This window comes from Streptomyces sp. NPDC005784 (assembly GCF_042871525.1).
Classification (GTDB): domain Bacteria; phylum Actinomycetota; class Actinomycetes; order Streptomycetales; family Streptomycetaceae; genus Streptomyces.
In genome coordinates this window covers 14,171-30,191 of the sequence record NZ_JBIAIQ010000048.1, presented here as the reverse complement: position 1 = coordinate 30,191, position 16,021 = coordinate 14,171, and the positions used below count along the sequence as shown (strand labels likewise).

The following is a 16,021-nucleotide window of genomic DNA, read 5'->3' as shown; positions in this document are numbered from 1 at the left end:
CGGCCTCAGTCGACCAGTGCGCCGGCGGACAGATTGGCGACGGTGCCCGTCATGGCTCCAGCTCGATCTGAAGCCAGGAACGCGGCCGTCTCCGCGATTTCGGAGAGCGTGGGCAGCCTCTTCAGCAGCGTCCCCTGCACCATCCCCCCACCTTCGAGCATTTCCTGGACCGACTGCCCGCCCGCTGCCGCCATGTGCTTGAAAAGGTCCTTGGTGTAGGAACCCGCTGCCGGCGCGTCGACGACGGCGTGTGGACGGATGCAGATCACCCGGATGTTGCTGGGTGCCAGTTCCGCGGCCAGGACCCGCGAGAAGGCCTCCTTGCCGGCCGCGCTCACGCTGTGCCCCAAGATGCCGCCTACGGCCAGTTTGGAACCCGGCTCGGACAACGTCAGGATGACGCCGGGACGTTCGCGACCCATGTGCTGTGCCACAGCTTTGCTTGTGATGAACAGCGACCGCAGAAAGCCGTCGATCGGCCGCATGAACTCCTCCAGCGAGAGGTCCGCCAGCACCGTCCCCTGGTCGTGCATGACACTCACGGCGTTGAGGGCGATGTCGATGCTGCCGGCCGTCGCCGCGACGGCATCGGCGTGCTTTTCGACCGCCTGTTGATCGAGGACGTCAACTTCAGCGGTCTCGACCGTTCCGCCCGTGGCGGCGATATCTCGCGCCACGGCGTCGAGCTTCGCCTGCGTCCGCCCGGCGATGAAGACGCTCGCGCCTTCACGGGCGAACACCCGCGCGATCGCGCCGCCGATGGCGCCCCCGCCTCCATAGATCACGGCGTTCTTGCCGCCAAGCAATGCACTCATGAGAGTCCTCCCAAGGTGATTGAGCGCCGGAGATCTCTTCCGGCGGCCTGTTGATCAGTCGTGTTTCTGGCGCTGGATCTGTTCTGCGATGCGCTTGATGCGGTTCAGTCGCGCATCCCAGTTCTTGCCCACTTCATTCAGTTGCCGGACGGCCCGGCTGAGCTGCGCCTCGTCGACTTCGTAGCGCCGTTCGCGGCCCATCGGTGTCGAGTGCACGAGCCCCGCGCGATCGAGGACGCCCAGGTGCTTGGTGACCGCCTGGCGCGAGATCGGCAGACGATCGCTCAGGCTGGTCGGCGTACCGACTCCCTCCGCGAGCAGCAGGTCGAGCAGGCGGCGCCTGCTCGGGTCGCCTATCGCCGACCAGAGTTCGTCGTCGAAGGCGACGGTCATTGCGTCACCACGGAAGGGGCGTAGCTCCGCAGCCTGGGCAGGAACATGTCCCAGCCGCGCTCGTGGTCCTGGAAGGCATCCTCGAGCACCGCGGCCTCCCAGCCCTTCTCCCGCCAGCCGCTCTCGGTCAGGCGCAGAATCGTGCCGTCGCCGGAGGGCTCGAGCTCGAAGGTGACCAGGAGGGAGTTGTCCGCGTCGGGCAGCCGGCCATCGGGAGCGACCCAGCGGAACGTGAACTTGCGGGGCGGATCCACGTCGACCACCGTGATCGCTTCGACCGCGGCGCGGTCGCCCCACACCAGTTCACCGACCGCGCCCGGCGTGGGCTCGAACGACGCGTCGTCGGACCACCACATCCTGATGTGCTCGGGACGACTCACCACGTCGAACACGATCTCCGGTGTCGCGTCGATGTGGATCTCGCGTTCCAGCTTTCCGAACTCCACTACGGACCTCCAATAAGCAACCATCGGTTGCGTATGACCCTAGTGATCGTGCCGACGATCCGCAACCTTGTGTTGCGTAACGACCGTGGAGGGCGGCGCAGGCGAGATTCGTCCACGTCTGCCGCGAGCGGTTGTGGGTGAAGGGGCGGCGGCCGTGCTGCGGTGCGGATCGCTCGGGCGCGACGGCAGTCAGCAGTCGGTCTGCCCTCAGGAGGGTCAGCGCCGGTAGATGCGGGCGGACCCTGCCCACGCCTGTCAGTGGGCACCGCGGACATGGACATGTCTCCATGCCATGGGCAACGGAGGACTGCGAACACGCCAGGGCATGGGTCATCGAGCCGCGTTCAGCGACCCCGCCCGGTCATTGGTATGTGACACCTAGTTCGAGACCCGGGCGTCCCGGCCGCCGGACCGTGGACCCAGTGATCCGAACTCAGCGCACGCCCTGGCGGGGTCGGGGTTCGTGGAGACGGACGGTCATGCTCACCGTCACGTCGTCTCCTGCCGAGAGGCCGCTCGGCCTGCGCACGGCGACCTTGAGCGGTAGCAGGTAACCGCTGTCCTTGGGGAAGAGCGACGTCCGGAAGGCGACCTCGCCGATCCGGGCCTCGACCGGGATCACGCCCCAGCCGTACGTGGCCATTGCGGCCACCTCGCGGATGTCGGAGGACTCCTCGTCCGGCACACGAACGAAGTAGTACGGCGACGGTCCGCGCCATTCGATCACCGGGCCGGAAAAGACAAACTCCATGAGGCGCGTTCCTTCCTCGATGGCGGCCAAGATACGCGATCGACCCGGCGAAGGTCTCCGGTCTCCCACCCCTCGACGAAGTAAGCGTACGGCGCCACCGAGACTGCCTCCGAGACCGCGCGTTCGTCGTCATCGTCGGCTTCGGGGGCGAGGTCACCGGCCCAGCGTGAGTCCATGGACCATACGGAGAAGCCGGCGTGGAAGTCGTGGCCGATGTCCTCAGGCGACTTATGAATTCAGCTGGACCTGCGCATGAGCTGCACCTGCCTGGTCGGGAGTTGAGGTGCCGACTCAGTCCTGCGGAGCCGCGGCAAGCACCGCGCGGCAGTCCGACCAGGCAGGTTGGCTCAGCAGGGGCTGGAATCGGGTGAACAGAGCGAGGAGTTCGGCTCCCCACCTCTCGCGGAAGACGGAGTCGGTACGGGCAAGGTCGAGTTCGTTGGCGGCGGACAGCTCGGCGAAGTCCCGTCGAAGGTGCGGCTCCGGAGTGTGGAGTTGGCCGGTGAACCGATTCCGAAATGCTCCGTCGGCATTCGCGAGCGTCGGATACGTGGCCCTGCGGTCACATGACGCGTAGAGATACACGAGGGTTTCCGCCTCGGCACCGATCACCTCCGCAAGTTCGGTGCGGCTGTCCGGGGACAGCAAGGCGGTGGGGAAGCCGTCGGTACCGTAGAAAGCGTGACACAGACCCGCGACCTGGAGAGCGGGACGGGCGCCCCATGCAGCGAGTTGCCCCTGGACGCGCTGGAGGTGGGCGAGGAGAGTGCCGCCCGGGTGAGCGATGTCCGCAGCACCGAGTCTGCGCAGAAGGGCGACGGCCTGGTCGGCAGGGGCGGGAGAAGCGGGCACAGGGCGGTGTCCTTCCGTCTCATGTGGTTGGCACCCGTCCGCGCCTTCGCCTGCGGTCCGGACCCCGGGAAGACACTTGGACGGGCTGTCGTCCGGGCTCTGCACCGATCATCGTGGTCCCCATAACTCCGGTCAATCCCATGGATTTCCAGCACTGTCCAAGCTGCAGCTTGGGGCTGTGACGGGGCAGGCCGGCTCGGCTCTCCGTGGAGTGGGTTCCAGGCGGCCGTTGTCCTGTCCTCGGTGCCGGGAAGGGAGCTGTGCCGTCGGGCGTCGACCTTGCTCATGAAAGACGACACCGTCTAAGCCCCCTGCCAGGGGAGAGCGGGTACGTACGCTGAGGTGTTGTGCCAGTAGTCCCGGGTTTCCACGGCGAGACCCGTCGCGTCGAAGCGGACGAAGACGCAGCCCGCGAGTGTCGACGGGCGGCCGTCCTCCTCCGCCAGGACGCGGAACTCGGCGGCGGCGCGGCCGTCCTGGCCGATCATGGGTTCGGAGAAGCGGACATCGGTCGTGGTCTCGGACGCGAAGGACCAGCGGATGTACGCGGCGAGCTCGTCCCGGCCACGGTGGGGCTCCCGGAACGGCATGGAGCGGTGGACGCACGCGTCCGAGTACAGCTCCAGGATCGCCTCGACGTCATGGGCCGCCCAGGCCCGCTCCCACACTCGTACGAAGCGTCGTGCCGCTGTGGTCGTGTCCATCCCGGGCCTCACACGCGGGCGGGCAGCCAGCGCAACTGCGCGGCCTGCTGGTAGGGGCCGCCGCCCTCGTGGTCGTTGTAGTCGTACACCTCGATCTGCTTCTCCTCGTTCGCCCAGGCGTTGAAGGCCGCGAAGACCGTCGACGGGGGGCAGGTCTGGTCCTCCAGCGCCGCGGAGAACAGGGCGGGAGCCCGGCCGCGTGCGGCGAAGTGCACCCCGTCGAAGTAGGAGAGGGTGCGCTGCACCTGTTCGGTGCGGCCGCGGTGGGTCTTGAGATAGTTGCCGATCTCCCGGTAGGGAGCGCGGTCCGTGAGCACCGTGGCGCGCGGGAAGTCGCAAAGGAACGGCACGTCGGGGGCGATCGCCGCCAGGTCGGGCACCAGACCGCCGACCGCGATGGTGATGCCGCCGCCCTGGCTCCCGCCGAGTGCCGCGACGCGCGCCGCGTCGACCAGGGGATGCGAGCGGGCCGCCTCCACGGCGCGTACCGCGTCCGTGAACAGCCGCCGGTAGTAGTAGGTTTCGGGCTCCTCGATCCCCCGCGTCATGAAACCGGGGAAGGCGGGCGCGCTGCCCACCGGGTCCGGGGTGTCGCCGCCGCCCCAGCCGCTCGCCTGGCCGCGCGTGTCCATCACGAAGTGCGCGAAGCCGGCCGAGGCCCACAGCAGATGCGTGTGCGGGAGCCCGCGGCCGCCGCCGTATCCGATGAACTCGACGACCGTGGGCAGCGGCGAGTTCGCCCGAGCAGGCACGGTCAGCCAGCCCTTGACCGGATGCCCGCCGAACCCGGCGAACGTGACGTCGTGGACCGTGACGGTCTTCAACAGGGTCTCGACCGGCTCGAAGCGGGCGGAGAGGTCGTACCCACGGGCCTCCTGGAGCGTCTTGGCCCAGAACGTGTCGAAGTCCTCGGGCTCGGCGGACGCGCTGCGGTAGGTGCGGAGTTCGTCGAGAGGGAGGTCGAACAGGGCCATCAAGGACCACCTTTCGGCATACGGCTGCGGTGATCACACGGTACGTCCGCCCTCGGGGGCCCGCCACGGCCGCGCCGAGAACGAAGACATTCTCGGCGCCGCCGTCCGGCTGCCCGCTTCCCCTCCGGGAAGTCGCCCGCAGGCTCGTTCTGCTGTGCACGGGCCCCGGCTCACGGGTGCCCGTCAGGCCGTGCGCCGGGTCCACTCCGGTTCCGTCCGCGCCCAGTCGCGCTCCCACTGGACCAGCCGACGGCGCCCCAGGGCCCGGCGTACGCAGAGGTGCGCGACGAACACGACGAAGACAGCGCCTGCGGTGGTGAAGACGCCCATGGCCAGGGCGCGTTGACGGATCACCGCAATGCTCGACGGCGGACGTACGATCGCTCCCCGGGCATCGGTCCACACATCGAGGCGCGTACCGGCCCGCGTGCCCGAGGGCACGCGCGCCAGACCGGTCCGCACCGTCCCGTCGGACCCCGTCCAACGAACCGGCGCGCGGAAGGAACGCAGGCTGCCGCCCGGCGTCGTGGGTACGGCCGTCGGCGCGTCCTCCACGAGCACGGCACGGACATGGTGCTGGGCGGCACGCTGCGCCGCCGCGTGCTCCCGTGTGCCGTCGTACGTCCACCATGCCGCTCCCGCCCCGGCGAGCGGCGCGCCGACGAACAGCAGAACGCCGACGGCCAGCGCCCACCATGCCTCGACGACGTCGGAGCGGCGCCGCAGCGGATTGCGGCGCCAACGCCAGCCGCGTACCCGAATTCGCATGTCCCCTCCTCACCTCCACGCGCCGCGCGGGCACCCGGACGTTCTCGGCGCCCGGCGCCTTGCGGCCCCGGGCGTCGAACACCCCGCCGTACGCGCTCGGTTCGCCTCGCCAGGTATGCCGGACGAGGCGGCAGCGGTTCCATCGCCGTCCCGAGCCGACTCCGGCGCCGTACGACTGATCCCCGCCCGCCGTGGAACCCGGGAACCCTGGAACCCGCGAACCGTGCACCACCGCGTCGGCGAACAGGAGCTCCGATGGCGAAACACCGGCCGTCCCCGCCCATGACACCCGGGCGCACCCCGACTGCCCCGACATCGGCCGGATACACCCGCCCGCCGAAATCCCCGGCGGCGCCGTGCGCGAAAGCACCACGGCATCGGCAATCCCAGCCCCGAAAGGCATAGGTCATGAACTCCGGCACCACCATCACCGCAGGAATCGACGGCTCGCGCGCCAGTCTGGACGCCGCGGACTGGGCGGCCCGCGAGGCCGGACGGCGCCGCCTCCCGCTGCGTCTGCTGCACGCGGGCACACGGCACCGCGTCTTGGCGCGCGTTCCGGATGTCGACGTACCCGCCGGGTGCACCAGGTCGACGCTCGACCGGGCGGCGATCCAACTGTCGTACGCACACCCGGCGTTGAAGATCGTGGCAGGCGACACAGAGACGCCCGCGGTACCCGCACTGCTCGCGGCGGCCGCCGACTCCGAGATCCTCGTCGTCGGCTCCCGCGGCCGCACCGGCCACACCGCTCCGGCCGGCTTCCTGGCCGGCTCCGTCGCCCTGGCCGTCACGGCCGGCGCGACATGCCCGGTCGTCCTCGTCCACGCGGGCGAACGGATATCCACCCCCGGCGGCACACCACCGAGCGCCGCGCCCTACCGTCCCGTGGTGCTCGGCCTCGACCTTGAGCACCCCGCCGACGACCTGATCGGCTACGCCTTCGACACCGCCGCGGTCCGCTCGGCACCGCTCATCGTGGTGCACGCCTGGACCCCGCCCCCACTCGACGATCGCGCGGCCGCCGTCCCGTCGCCCGGCGGCGCGCACGACCCGGAGACCGGCCGAAGGCGTGCCCTGACCGGCACGCTGCGGCCCTGGCGCCACAAGTTCCCGGACACCCCGGTCTCGGAGCGGGTCGTCCACGGCCGACCCGGAGACCAGCTGCTGACGGCCTCCACCGGCGCCGGTCTGCTGATCGTCGGTCGCCGCGCGGCCGAGGGCCCGGGCCGCGCCGCGCTGGCCGTCATCCGCCAGGTGACGTGCCCGGTCGTCGTGGTGCCGCACGGCTGACGCCGCTCCCGCACCTTTCCGGCGCCCCCGGGGTCCCGGGGCTCCCCTCCCGGGACACGCGTCGGCCGAAGCGCCCGAAGTGGCTCGGCCCGGCCGCCGGCGGCTACGCGAACCCCGTTGGACCCTGGCGGACCCCGTGGAGCCCGGCGGGAATTGCCAGACAGCCCTAGCCGAACCGCTCGATCCGAATCCGGTCCACCGGCTGTCCCGCCTCCACCAGCAACCGGGAGGCGTGCTCGGCGAATCCGTTGGACCCGCAGATGTAGGCCTCCCACCCGCCGGGCGGCTGCTCGGCCAGGAGGGGCGCCACATGTGCGGCGGCCATACGTCCGACGCGCACACCGTCCGGGGCGGTGCGCGTGAACACGGCTGTGGTCTCGTCGCCGTACTCCCGTGCGTAGATGAGCTCTTCGGGGCTCCGCGCGGAGACGAGAAGGCGCAGCGAAGTGTCCAGGTCCCGTGCGCGGTGGTGCCGCAGCATCGACATCAGCGGTACGACACCGGAGCCGGCGCCGACGAGCAGCGCGGGCCGGTCCCCGGGCCAGGCGAAGAAGCCGCTGAGCGGACCCCGGACCTTGACCGAGTCGCCGGGCCGGGCAACGGTGTGGAACCAGCCGGAGACCTCACCGCCGTCGACATGGTCCAGGGTCAGTTCGATGTGACCGGTGTCGTCGGGCGAGGACGCGATGGAGTAGTGGCGCTGAGCCACGTACCCGTCCCCGGCGGTGAGCCGCAGCATCAGATGCTGGCCGGGCAGATGACCCTCCCACGCGGGCACGGCGAACCGGAAGGTCGCCGCGTGGGGGGTCTCGTGGCGGATCTCGGTGAGCGTGGCGGTCTGCCAGGTGGTGGCCGTCTGCGTGCTCACCGCGATGCGGCCGGGCACGGCGAACCGTGTCGGCGGGACGAATATCTCGGTCGTGGTCTCAGTCACCGGAGTAGCGCTGCTCTTCCCAGGGGTTGCCGCGGGCGTGGTAGCCGTTCTGTTCCCAGAAGCCCGGCTCGTCGTGGTCGAGGATCCGGATGCCCGCGATCCACTTGGCGCTCTTCCAGAAGTACAGATGGGGCACGATCAGCCGTGCCGGGCCACCGTGTTCGGCCGGCAGCGGTGCGCCGTCGTAGTCCCACACGATCCAGGCGCGACCGCCGGTGAGGTCGGCCAGCGGGAGGTTCGCGCTGTACCCGGTGTGCGCGTACGCGACCGCGTGGGTGGCCGCCGGGTCCGGTCGTACGGCCTCCAGGAACGCGTCCAGCGACACACCCCCGAACCGCACCCCGAACTTCGACCAGCTCGTCACGCAGTGGATGTCGCCCTCGTAGGCCGAGGCGGGCAGCGCGTGCGCCTGCTCCCAGTCCCAGGTGCGCGGCTCGGCCACCAGGCCGTCGATCCGCAGGGTCCAGTCGGCGGGCGCCAGGTCCGGGGTGACCTCGGCGGACAGGACGGGCCAGTCGTCGCCCGCGTCGTACTGGCCGGGCGGCAGTCCCGAGTTGTGGGCGCGCGGGCGCCCGGTGAAGCCTCGCGTGACGTTCATACGGGTGGTGCCTCCAGGACCGCCGGGGGCGGCGGCCCGCGGATCGAGCGTGATCGGCGCGAACGCGCGGGTCGGTGACCCGGGCACGCACCGGTGCTGAGCCATTCAACGGTACGCGCATGTGGACCGTGCTCCGAGCCGGTGAGGGGCGCTGATCATTGCGGACGCATGAACTCTCCCGGCGCCCGGGAATAGCCGTGCCCCGATCTTCCTTGCTGCTGGAGTCGAGTCCGATGGCCCGTACATGTACAACCGGTGAGCGGGGCCGCGACGACCGGTGACGACAGCGAAGGAGAGTGAGGGAGCAGATGGCCGAGGCGTATGTCTTCACAGGGTCCGGGGGCCCGGACGGACAGGAGAACCCTTCCGGCCGTCATCCCCTCGACAACCCGGCCCTCGGCTCCCTCACCGGGCCCCACGCCCACTTCGCCGAACGGCGCGGACGGGTCCTGCGCTACCCGGTGGACGTGTCTCCGTGGCTGGCGCTGCCCGACGACCCCGACGCCGGTGACTGGGCGGATCTCGCCGCACTGGTGGGCCCCGGGGGCGAAGCGCCGCTGGCCGGATTCGGCGGGCGGACCCCGGACGGCTGGGAGGTGATCTTCAGCCTCGAGGGCGTCCAGCTCGTGGACGACGGACTCGCCGCGGCGCCGGACGCCGAGGCGGTGGTGCTCGGCCCCGCGGACGTGCCGGACATGCTCGACCTGGTCGAACGGACCCGGCCGGGCCCCTTCTTGTCGCGCACCGTCGAGCTCGGCACGTATCTCGGGATCCGCCGGAACGGCGCCCTGATCGCCATGGCGGGCGAGCGGCTCCATCCGCCGGGCTGGACCGAGATCAGCGCGGTCTGCACGGACCCCGCCCACCGGGGCGAGGGCCTGGCCACGCGCCTGATCCTGGCCGTCGCGCACGGCATCCGTGAACGCGGTGAGACCCCGTTCCTGCACACCGCCGCGGGCAACACCGGCGCCATCCGTCTCTATGAGTCGCTGGGTTTCCGGCTGCGCCGCACGACCCGCTTCATGGCCGCGCGAGTGCCCGAGCACCTGGGCGACGGCCGGACCATGAGCGTGGGGTGACAACGTGCGCGGCGAATGGACGACCTCAGGCCGCCGTGGGATGACACCGCGCCGCTGAGCCGCAGGAGGCCGCGGGTGCGTCGGTCGGTGCCCGAGCCGCGGGGACGTCGGTCAGTCCCTCAGTGGCCTCGCTTCCGGTTTCTCCGTGGTGGTGCCGGTGGGGGTGGCCGTGGTGTTGTAGCGCAGCAGATACGAGGCGAAGCGGGCGAGGTCTTCGTCCGACCAGCCCGTGAGCCGCTCGCGGAAAGCCACCCGGCGGCTGCGGGTCACCTGGGCCAGGATCTCCGTGCCCGCGACCGTCGGATGCAGCACCTGGACACGGTGGTCCTCGGGATCCGTCCGCCGTTCGATCAGCCCGGCCCGCTCCAGTGCCGCGACCTGGCGGCTCACCGTGGACTTGTCCAGCGCGTAGTGCGCGGCGAGGTCCGTGGCCCGGCAGCCGCCGACCTCCTCCAGATGACCGAGCAGGGTGTACGAGACCAGGGACAGCTCGGGATGCATGCGCCCCGCCAAGGCGCGGGCCCGCCGGGCGAACACGGTCATCTCCCGCTGGATGATCTCCACGGCCGCGCCGGCCGTCACCCCGTCGGCCGGTGTTCCGGTGGTGACAGCGCGCTCTCCGGACCCTTCGGATGTCATCACGGGACCTCTCTTCCTTCCCTGGTTGCATAGTACAACTCGGCGGGGGAGGGGAGAGGGCTGCGCAGGTCGACCAAAGGGGATTCGATGGTCGCAGGCCCGCGCCCGTCGGCTGATCGTTCCTGTAATGTGGCCGCTCCGGCCGTGGACCGTCTCGGCCGATGAGTTGCCGAGGAGGTGAGACCCATTACCGCTGTGTCAGGTCGGGTGCTCTCCTCTCCGAGCAACGTGGTCACCGTCTCCAGGTGACCGTGGGAGCGCCCTTCGGCTCGTCGAAAGGCTCTCGGCTTCATGCCTCCTCTCTCTCCTGATGTTCCTGACGCGGCAGACCCCTTGGTCGCCGCGCTCCGCTCCGCCGGTTGTGTCTTCGCCGAGGAAGAGGCGGAGTTGATCCTCTCCGCCGCCCGCACCCCGGACGAGGCCGCCGCGATGGTGGACCGGCGTGTCGCGGGGCTGCCCCTCGAACACGTCCTCGGCTGGGCGGAGTTCCACGGGCTGCGCATCACCCTCGACCCCGGCGTCTTCGTGCCGCGCCGCCGCACCGAGTTCCTCGTCGAGCAGGCCGTCGCGCTCGCGCGCGAAGCGTCCGTCGTGGTGGACCTGTGCTGCGGCTCGGGCGCGGTCGGCGCCGCGCTGGCCGCGTCCCTCGGCGGGCCCGAACTGCACGCCGCCGACATCGACCCGGCCGCGGTGCGCTGCGCCCGCCGCAATGTCGCGCCGTTCGCCGGCCAGGTCCACGAGGGGGACCTCTTCGCCGCGCTGCCCGCCACCCTGCGCGGCCGCGTCGACGTCCTGGCCGCCAACGTGCCCTACGTCCCGACCGACGAGGTCGGCCTGCTGCCGTCGGAGGCCCGGGACCACGAACCCCTCGTCGCACTCGACGGCGGCGTGGACGGACTCGACCTCGTGCGCCGGGTCGCCGCCGAGGCGCCGCGCTGGCTGGCCCGCGGAGGCTGCCTCCTCGTCGAGACGAGCGAGCGCCAGGCGTCCACGGCCGTCGAGGCCTTCGCCCGCGGCGGACTGATCGCGCGGCTGGCCGCCTCGGAGGAGAGGTACGCCAACGTGGTGATCGGCGTGAAGCCCTGACCGGGCGGGCCGACGCCGACGACATGCCGCGTTCGGACCCTGATCGGCCGATTGTCCCGCCCCGCGGGCCACACTCTGGCTGACCGCAGTTGCCAGAGGGAGGCCCGGACGTGAGCAGTGCCCCCGAGAAGTTCGACGCATGGGACATCAAGGAGTCTGGGCCCGCCGACGCGGGCGCCAGGGTGCTGCTGCTGCCCGGCGGGATGTGCAGTACCGCGTTCTACGACGACCTGATGGCCGCACCGCCGCTCGCCACCGCGCCGGTGCGGCTGGTGGCCGCGACCCTCCCGGGGCACGCGGGCACCACGCCGCCGCGCGATCTCTCCATGGAGAACTACGCGGCGCTTGCGGGCGCCCTGGCCGCCGAGCGGCGCTGTGACGTCGTGGTCGGGCACAGCATCGGTGCCAATGTCGCCCTGGAGATGGCGGCCGACCGACACTTCGGCGGCCCCGTCGTCCTGCTCTCCCCGGCGTTCTCGGCATCAGACGAGGACAAGGCGCTGGCGATCGCCAACAGCCTCGGGCGGGTACCGGGCGTCGGGATGCTGGCCTGGGCGGGCCTGCTCAAGCTGGCGCCCCGGGTCATGGTGAGCAATCTGCCACCGGCCCGCCGCGAAGCGCTGACCGCCGAGTTCGAGAAGAACGATCCGGCGTTCTGCCGCCAGGTGATCCGACACTACTTCGACTATCTGGACCGGTACGGGGACCTGGTCTCCCGGCTCCGTGACTCGGGCGTGCCCGCCTGGGTCGTGCGCGGCGACCACGACGACGTCGGCCTGTCGGAGGAGGAGCGGGCCGGACTCGAGGCCAGCCCGAACGTGACGATGGTCTCGGTACCCGACGCGGGCCATCTGGTGATGGTCGACCAGCCCGTGGCGGTGGCCGAACTCGTGTCCCGGGTGGCTCTCGGCTGAACCTTGCTCGGGCACTGCGCCGAGCCTCCGGTCCTGCTCCGAGCCTCCGGCCTGTGTGGAGCCTCGTTCCGGTCCTGCGCGGAGCCGTGCTCCGGTCCTGCGCGGAGCCCTGCTCCGGCCCTGAGTCGACGCTTCCTCCGCACGCGCCGAGTGATCCTCCGGCCCCGCGCGAGCGATCCTCAGTCTCCGTGCCGAGTGATCCTCCTCATTGTGCAACTAGTTGCACAATGCCTGGCCGGTCGTCTAAAACAGACGTACGACACCGCGCACGGAGGGCCCGATGAGCCGTTACCCGCATCTGCTGAACCCGCTCGACCTGGGCTTCACAACCCTGCCCAACCGCGTGCTCATGGGCTCCATGCACGTTGGCCTGGAGGAGGCCGAGCGCGGCTTCGAGCGCATGGCGGAGTTCTACGCCGCCCGCGCACGAGGCGGCGTCGGCCTGATCGTCACCGGCGGCATCGCGCCCAACGACGCCGGACGGCCGTACGAGGGCGGCGCGAAGCTGACCACCGAGGCCGAGGCCGAGCAGCATGCCGGGATCACCGCCGCGGTGCACCGCGAGGGCGGGAAGATCGCGATGCAGATCCTGCACTTCGGCCGGTACGCCTACCACCAGGACCTGGTAGCCCCCAGCGCGCTGCAGGCGCCGATCAGCCCCTTCCCGCCGCACGCGCTCAGCGACGCCGAGATCGAGCAGACCATCGACGACTACGCGCGCGCCGCCCGGCTCGCCCGGCAGGCGGGCTACGACGGCGTCGAGATCATGGGCTCCGAGGGCTACCTCATCAACGAGTTCATCGCCCTGCAGACCAACCGGCGCGACGACCGCTGGGGCGGCTCGTACGAGAACCGGATGCGCTTCCCCGTCGAGATCGTCCGCCGCGTACGTGAGGCCGTCGGTGACGACTTCATCATCATCTACCGCCTGTCGATGCTCGACCTCGTGCCCGGCGGCTCCTCGCTCGACGAGGTCATCACCCTCGCCCGGGCCGTCGAGGCCGCCGGAGCGACGATCATCAACACCGGCATAGGCTGGCACGAGGCCCGTATCCCCACGATCGCGACCTCGGTGCCGCGCGGCGCGTACGCCTGGGTGACCAAGAAGGTCATGGGCTCCGTCTCGATCCCGCTGGTGACCACCAACCGCATCAACACCCCGGAGATCGCCGAGCAGTTGCTCGCCGACGGTCACGCCGACATGGTCTCGCTCGCCCGGCCGATGCTCGCCGACCCCGACTTCGTCGCCAAGGCCGAAGCCGGACGCCCGGAGGCCATCAACACCTGCATCGGGTGCAACCAGGCCTGCCTCGACCACACCTTCAGCGGCAAGATCACCTCCTGTCTGGTCAACCCGCGCGCCTGCCACGAGACGGAGCTGGTCCTCGCGCCGACCCGGCTGCGCAAGACCGTCGCCGTCGTGGGCGCCGGGCCCGCCGGACTCGCCTGTGCCGTCAGCGCCGCCGAACGCGGCCACGACGTCACCCTCTTCGACGCCGCGGGCGACATAGGCGGCCAGCTCAACGTGGCCCGCAAGGTCCCCGGCAAGCAGGAGTTCGACGAGACGATCCGCTACTTCCGTACGCAGCTCGAACTGCACGGCGTGGACGTCCGGTTGAACACCCGGGCCACCGTGGACACCCTGGAGGCGTACGACGAGGTCGTCGTCGCCACCGGCGTCAGCCCGCGCACCCCGGAGATCCCGGGCGTCGACCACCCGAGCGTCGTCGGCTACCTGGACGTGCTGCGTGACGGAGCGCCGGTCGGCGACCGCGTCGCCATCCTCGGCGCCGGCGGCATCGGCTTCGACGTCGCCGAATTCCTCACCGACAGCGGCGACAAGGCGAGCGAGGACCCGGAGACGTACTTCCGCAACTGGGGCGTCGACATGGACTACCGGACGCCCGGCGGTCTCGGCGCACCCGAACGACCCGCCCCGCCGCGCACCGTGCACCTCCTCCAGCGCAAGGCGTCCAAGGTCGGAGCCGGACTCGGCAAGACCACCGGCTGGATCCACCGCACCGAGCTCAAGCACCGGGGCGTCACCATGGTCCCTGGAGTCCAGTACGACCGGATCGACGACGCGGGACTGCACGTCACCGTCGACGGGCACAGCCAGGTCCTGGAGGTCGACACGATCGTGCTGTGCACCGGCCAGGATCCGCGCCGCGACCTGTACGACGCGCTGCGCGCCACCGGCCGGGGCGTCCACCTCATCGGCGGCGCCGACGTGGCCGCCGAGCTGGACGCCAAGCGGGCCATCAAGCAGGGCACCGAACTGGCGGCGGCGCTCTAGGCCATTGCAGGAAACGAACCGCGGGAGGGCTGTCGCGGTGTCCGGCCGACCATGGCCGGGCACCGGGCAGCGCCCGCGGCCCTCCCTAGGATGACCTCATGTCACTCCCGCACGCGATCCTCACCGCCCTGCTCGAGAAGCCCTCGTCCGGCCTCGAACTGACCCGGCGGTTCGACAAGTCGATCGGCTACTTCTGGTCGGCGACGCATCAGCAGATCTATCGCGAGCTGGGAAAACTGGAGGCCGAGGGGTACATCCGGGCACTTCCGTCGGAGCAGCAGTCCCGAGGCCAGAAGAAGAGGTACGAAGTCCTGTCCGCGGGCCGCGCCGAACTCGCGCGCTGGACCGCCACCTCGCAGGACCCGAAGCCGCTGCGCGACACCATGCTGTTGCGCCTGCGCGCCGCGGCCGTCGTCGGCACCGAGGGTGTCGAGGCGGACCTGCGCCGCCATCTCGACCTCCACCGGCGACAGTTGGCCGAGTACGAGGAGATCCAGGACCGGGACTTCCCGCCGGAGAAGAGCACCCCCGAAGACCGTCTGCGCCACCTCGTGCTGCGCGCCGGTATCGACCTGGAGACTTTCTGGACCCAGTGGCTGACCCACGCCCTGGCGGAGTTCGAGAACATGCCGGGCAGCCCTTAGGCGGCCGTCCGTGACCGGAGTCGACGGAACGGCCGCCTGTTGCGACGGACTTCGGATCAGAGCCGGTGGGGCTTGGACCGGCGGCGCAGGAACCACGCCGCCGCCACCGTGCCGGTCACGACCAGGGCCGCGCCGCCCACGACCGTGGCCGTGCCGTAGTCCTTCACGGCCCCGCCGAGCCCACCCATGACACCGCGCGACGGCGAAGGTGAGACCGTCGTCGAGATCGTGGGGGTCGCGGGTGCCGCGCTGGGAGCCACGATGATCGACTGGGTGCCCGCCGTCGTGCCGTCCTGGCACACGACGATGACCGTGAAGGTGCCGGGGCCCACGCCTGTCCAGGCCGCCGACTGGTTGTTGCTCGTCCCGGTGAGCGACATCTGCCGCCCCTGGGCGAAGTTCGACTGCCCGCTGGAGAGCAGCGAGGCATCGCCGAAACTGCTTCCGTTGCTCGGGCAGGCACTGGTGGTGACCGAGACCGAGGTGCCGCTGGTGCTCACGGAGATCCCGGAACCCCACGCGACGGCCGCCGGGGCGGCCAGGGCGAGCGGAAGCGCAGCGGTGGCGGCCACGGTCAGGCCGGAGCGGAGAAGTGTCTGAGTGGTACGCATAGGAACTGCCCTCCAGCGGCACGGTTGGCGGTACATCCCATGCGCCGCCGAGGATCGGAGGGCCCGTGCTGCCTCAGTGCGAGCCAATGCGTCCCGGGCCGGGCCCGCATGCGGACGGGGACCGGGCAGGTGATGAATTCCATCGTCCGGCGGACTGCCGGCGCGGCCGGCGGCCCGCTTCCTCGGCGGGTTCACCGTCGCCGCGTGCGGGTCGAGCGCGTGCG

General features: G+C 70.9%; 18 protein-coding genes. 6 read left to right on the top strand and 12 right to left on the bottom strand.

Annotated elements, in window-relative coordinates; genetic code table 11:
* Positions 1 to 5: 5 nt before the first annotated feature.
* From ACFYR3_RS40310 to ACFYR3_RS40275, 8 genes are all read right to left on the bottom strand, one after another.
* A complete protein-coding gene (locus ACFYR3_RS40310; RefSeq protein ID WP_355854096.1) occupies positions 6 to 815 on the bottom strand; it encodes an SDR family oxidoreductase in 810 nt (269 codons plus the stop codon).
* A 54-nt stretch (positions 816 to 869) separates the two neighbouring features.
* Complete coding sequence (locus ACFYR3_RS40305) at positions 870 to 1,208, bottom strand: helix-turn-helix domain-containing protein (RefSeq protein ID WP_355854093.1); 339 nt, start codon at positions 1,206 to 1,208, stop codon at positions 870 to 872.
* Entirely contained in the window at positions 1,205 to 1,654 is a 450-nt protein-coding gene (locus ACFYR3_RS40300; protein WP_355854091.1) for an SRPBCC domain-containing protein, read from the bottom strand. The genes ACFYR3_RS40305 and ACFYR3_RS40300 overlap by 4 nt, the downstream gene beginning before the upstream one ends.
* Positions 1,655 to 2,087: 433 nt before the next feature.
* Positions 2,088 to 2,405 carry a DUF1905 domain-containing protein gene (locus ACFYR3_RS40295; RefSeq protein ID WP_355854088.1) on the bottom strand — a complete coding sequence of 106 codons (318 nt, stop codon included), beginning with the start codon at positions 2,403 to 2,405 and terminating at the stop codon, positions 2,088 to 2,090.
* A 291-nt stretch (positions 2,406 to 2,696) separates the two neighbouring features.
* A complete protein-coding gene (locus tag ACFYR3_RS40290) occupies positions 2,697 to 3,257 on the bottom strand; it encodes a DUF6817 domain-containing protein (RefSeq protein WP_389287074.1) in 561 nt (186 codons plus the stop codon).
* Positions 3,258 to 3,559: 302 nt separating this feature from the next.
* Positions 3,560 to 3,961, bottom strand: coding sequence for a nuclear transport factor 2 family protein (locus ACFYR3_RS40285; RefSeq protein WP_355854082.1), 402 nt, complete (start codon positions 3,959 to 3,961; stop codon positions 3,560 to 3,562).
* Positions 3,962 to 3,969: 8 nt separating this feature from the next.
* Positions 3,970 to 4,935, bottom strand: a complete 966-nt coding sequence (locus ACFYR3_RS40280; RefSeq protein WP_355854079.1) for an acetylxylan esterase — start codon at positions 4,933 to 4,935, stop codon at positions 3,970 to 3,972.
* 183 nt (positions 4,936 to 5,118) lie between these two features.
* Positions 5,119 to 5,703 carry a hypothetical protein gene (locus tag ACFYR3_RS40275; RefSeq protein ID WP_355854077.1) on the bottom strand — a complete coding sequence of 195 codons (585 nt, stop codon included), beginning with the start codon at positions 5,701 to 5,703 and terminating at the stop codon, positions 5,119 to 5,121.
* A 408-nt stretch (positions 5,704 to 6,111) separates the two neighbouring features.
* Here ACFYR3_RS40275 and ACFYR3_RS40270 point away from each other — a divergent pair, with 408 nt between their 5' ends.
* On the top strand, positions 6,112 to 6,996 hold the full coding sequence (locus tag ACFYR3_RS40270) for a universal stress protein (protein ID WP_389287071.1): 885 nt from the start codon (positions 6,112 to 6,114) through the stop codon (positions 6,994 to 6,996).
* 166 nt (positions 6,997 to 7,162) lie between these two features.
* On the opposite strand, the gene ACFYR3_RS40265 is transcribed toward ACFYR3_RS40270, so the two are convergent.
* On the bottom strand, positions 7,163 to 7,930 hold the full coding sequence (locus ACFYR3_RS40265; protein WP_389287069.1) for a ferredoxin reductase: 768 nt from the start codon (positions 7,928 to 7,930) through the stop codon (positions 7,163 to 7,165).
* A complete protein-coding gene (locus ACFYR3_RS40260) occupies positions 7,923 to 8,528 on the bottom strand; it encodes a sulfite oxidase-like oxidoreductase (protein WP_356785096.1) in 606 nt (201 codons plus the stop codon). Before ACFYR3_RS40260 ends, ACFYR3_RS40265 begins: the two co-directional genes overlap by 8 nt.
* A gap of 308 nt (positions 8,529 to 8,836) precedes the next feature.
* Between ACFYR3_RS40260 and ACFYR3_RS40255 the strand changes: the two genes are divergently transcribed.
* Positions 8,837 to 9,607, top strand: a complete 771-nt coding sequence (locus ACFYR3_RS40255) for a GNAT family N-acetyltransferase (protein ID WP_355854065.1) — start codon at positions 8,837 to 8,839, stop codon at positions 9,605 to 9,607.
* Positions 9,608 to 9,718: 111 nt separating this feature from the next.
* Here ACFYR3_RS40255 and ACFYR3_RS40250 read toward each other — a convergent pair whose 3' ends face one another.
* Positions 9,719 to 10,150 (bottom strand): MarR family winged helix-turn-helix transcriptional regulator, encoded by a 432-nt coding sequence (locus tag ACFYR3_RS40250; RefSeq protein WP_389287101.1) that lies wholly within the window; start codon positions 10,148 to 10,150, stop codon positions 9,719 to 9,721.
* Positions 10,151 to 10,537: 387 nt separating this feature from the next.
* Between ACFYR3_RS40250 and ACFYR3_RS40245 the strand changes: the two genes are divergently transcribed.
* The 4 genes from ACFYR3_RS40245 (at position 10,538) to ACFYR3_RS40230 (ending at position 15,186) form a co-directional block, all read left to right on the top strand.
* Positions 10,538 to 11,332, top strand: coding sequence for a putative protein N(5)-glutamine methyltransferase (locus ACFYR3_RS40245; protein WP_355854063.1), 795 nt, complete (start codon positions 10,538 to 10,540; stop codon positions 11,330 to 11,332).
* A gap of 110 nt (positions 11,333 to 11,442) precedes the next feature.
* Positions 11,443 to 12,246: an alpha/beta hydrolase gene (locus ACFYR3_RS40240; RefSeq protein WP_355854060.1), complete on the top strand. Its 804-nt coding sequence runs from the start codon at positions 11,443 to 11,445 to the stop codon at positions 12,244 to 12,246.
* A gap of 280 nt (positions 12,247 to 12,526) precedes the next feature.
* Positions 12,527 to 14,542: an NADPH-dependent 2,4-dienoyl-CoA reductase gene (locus tag ACFYR3_RS40235; RefSeq protein WP_355854057.1), complete on the top strand. Its 2,016-nt coding sequence runs from the start codon at positions 12,527 to 12,529 to the stop codon at positions 14,540 to 14,542.
* Positions 14,543 to 14,640: 98 nt separating this feature from the next.
* Positions 14,641 to 15,186, top strand: coding sequence for a PadR family transcriptional regulator (locus tag ACFYR3_RS40230; RefSeq protein ID WP_355854054.1), 546 nt, complete (start codon positions 14,641 to 14,643; stop codon positions 15,184 to 15,186).
* A 56-nt stretch (positions 15,187 to 15,242) separates the two neighbouring features.
* On the opposite strand, the gene ACFYR3_RS40225 is transcribed toward ACFYR3_RS40230, so the two are convergent.
* On the bottom strand, positions 15,243 to 15,797 hold the full coding sequence (locus tag ACFYR3_RS40225; RefSeq protein WP_355854051.1) for a hypothetical protein: 555 nt from the start codon (positions 15,795 to 15,797) through the stop codon (positions 15,243 to 15,245).
* Between the last annotated feature and the right edge of the window lie 224 nt (positions 15,798 to 16,021).

Bases quoted from the DNA above. Each gene is read 5' to 3' on its own strand.
- ACFYR3_RS40305 (WP_355854093.1), bottom strand. From the start codon at position 1,208: ATGACCGTCGCCTTCGACGACGAACTCTGGTCGGCGATAGGCGACCCG.
- ACFYR3_RS40245 (WP_355854063.1), top strand. From the start codon at position 10,538: ATGCCTCCTCTCTCTCCTGATGTTCCTGACGCGGCAGACCCCTTGGTC.
- ACFYR3_RS40230 (WP_355854054.1), top strand. From the start codon at position 14,641: ATGTCACTCCCGCACGCGATCCTCACCGCCCTGCTCGAGAAGCCCTCG.
- ACFYR3_RS40295 (WP_355854088.1), bottom strand. From the start codon at position 2,405: ATGGAGTTTGTCTTTTCCGGCCCGGTGATCGAATGGCGCGGACCGTCG.
- ACFYR3_RS40260 (WP_356785096.1), bottom strand. From the start codon at position 8,528: ATGAACGTCACGCGAGGCTTCACCGGGCGCCCGCGCGCCCACAACTCG.
- ACFYR3_RS40255 (WP_355854065.1), top strand. From the start codon at position 8,837: ATGGCCGAGGCGTATGTCTTCACAGGGTCCGGGGGCCCGGACGGACAG.
- ACFYR3_RS40285 (WP_355854082.1), bottom strand. From the start codon at position 3,961: ATGGACACGACCACAGCGGCACGACGCTTCGTACGAGTGTGGGAGCGG.
- ACFYR3_RS40310 (WP_355854096.1), bottom strand. From the start codon at position 815: ATGAGTGCATTGCTTGGCGGCAAGAACGCCGTGATCTATGGAGGCGGG.
- ACFYR3_RS40270 (WP_389287071.1), top strand. From the start codon at position 6,112: ATGAACTCCGGCACCACCATCACCGCAGGAATCGACGGCTCGCGCGCC.
- ACFYR3_RS40225 (WP_355854051.1), bottom strand. From the start codon at position 15,797: ATGCGTACCACTCAGACACTTCTCCGCTCCGGCCTGACCGTGGCCGCC.
- ACFYR3_RS40275 (WP_355854077.1), bottom strand. From the start codon at position 5,703: ATGCGAATTCGGGTACGCGGCTGGCGTTGGCGCCGCAATCCGCTGCGG.
- ACFYR3_RS40280 (WP_355854079.1), bottom strand. From the start codon at position 4,935: ATGGCCCTGTTCGACCTCCCTCTCGACGAACTCCGCACCTACCGCAGC.
- ACFYR3_RS40250 (WP_389287101.1), bottom strand. From the start codon at position 10,150: ATGACCGTGTTCGCCCGGCGGGCCCGCGCCTTGGCGGGGCGCATGCAT.
- ACFYR3_RS40235 (WP_355854057.1), top strand. From the start codon at position 12,527: ATGAGCCGTTACCCGCATCTGCTGAACCCGCTCGACCTGGGCTTCACA.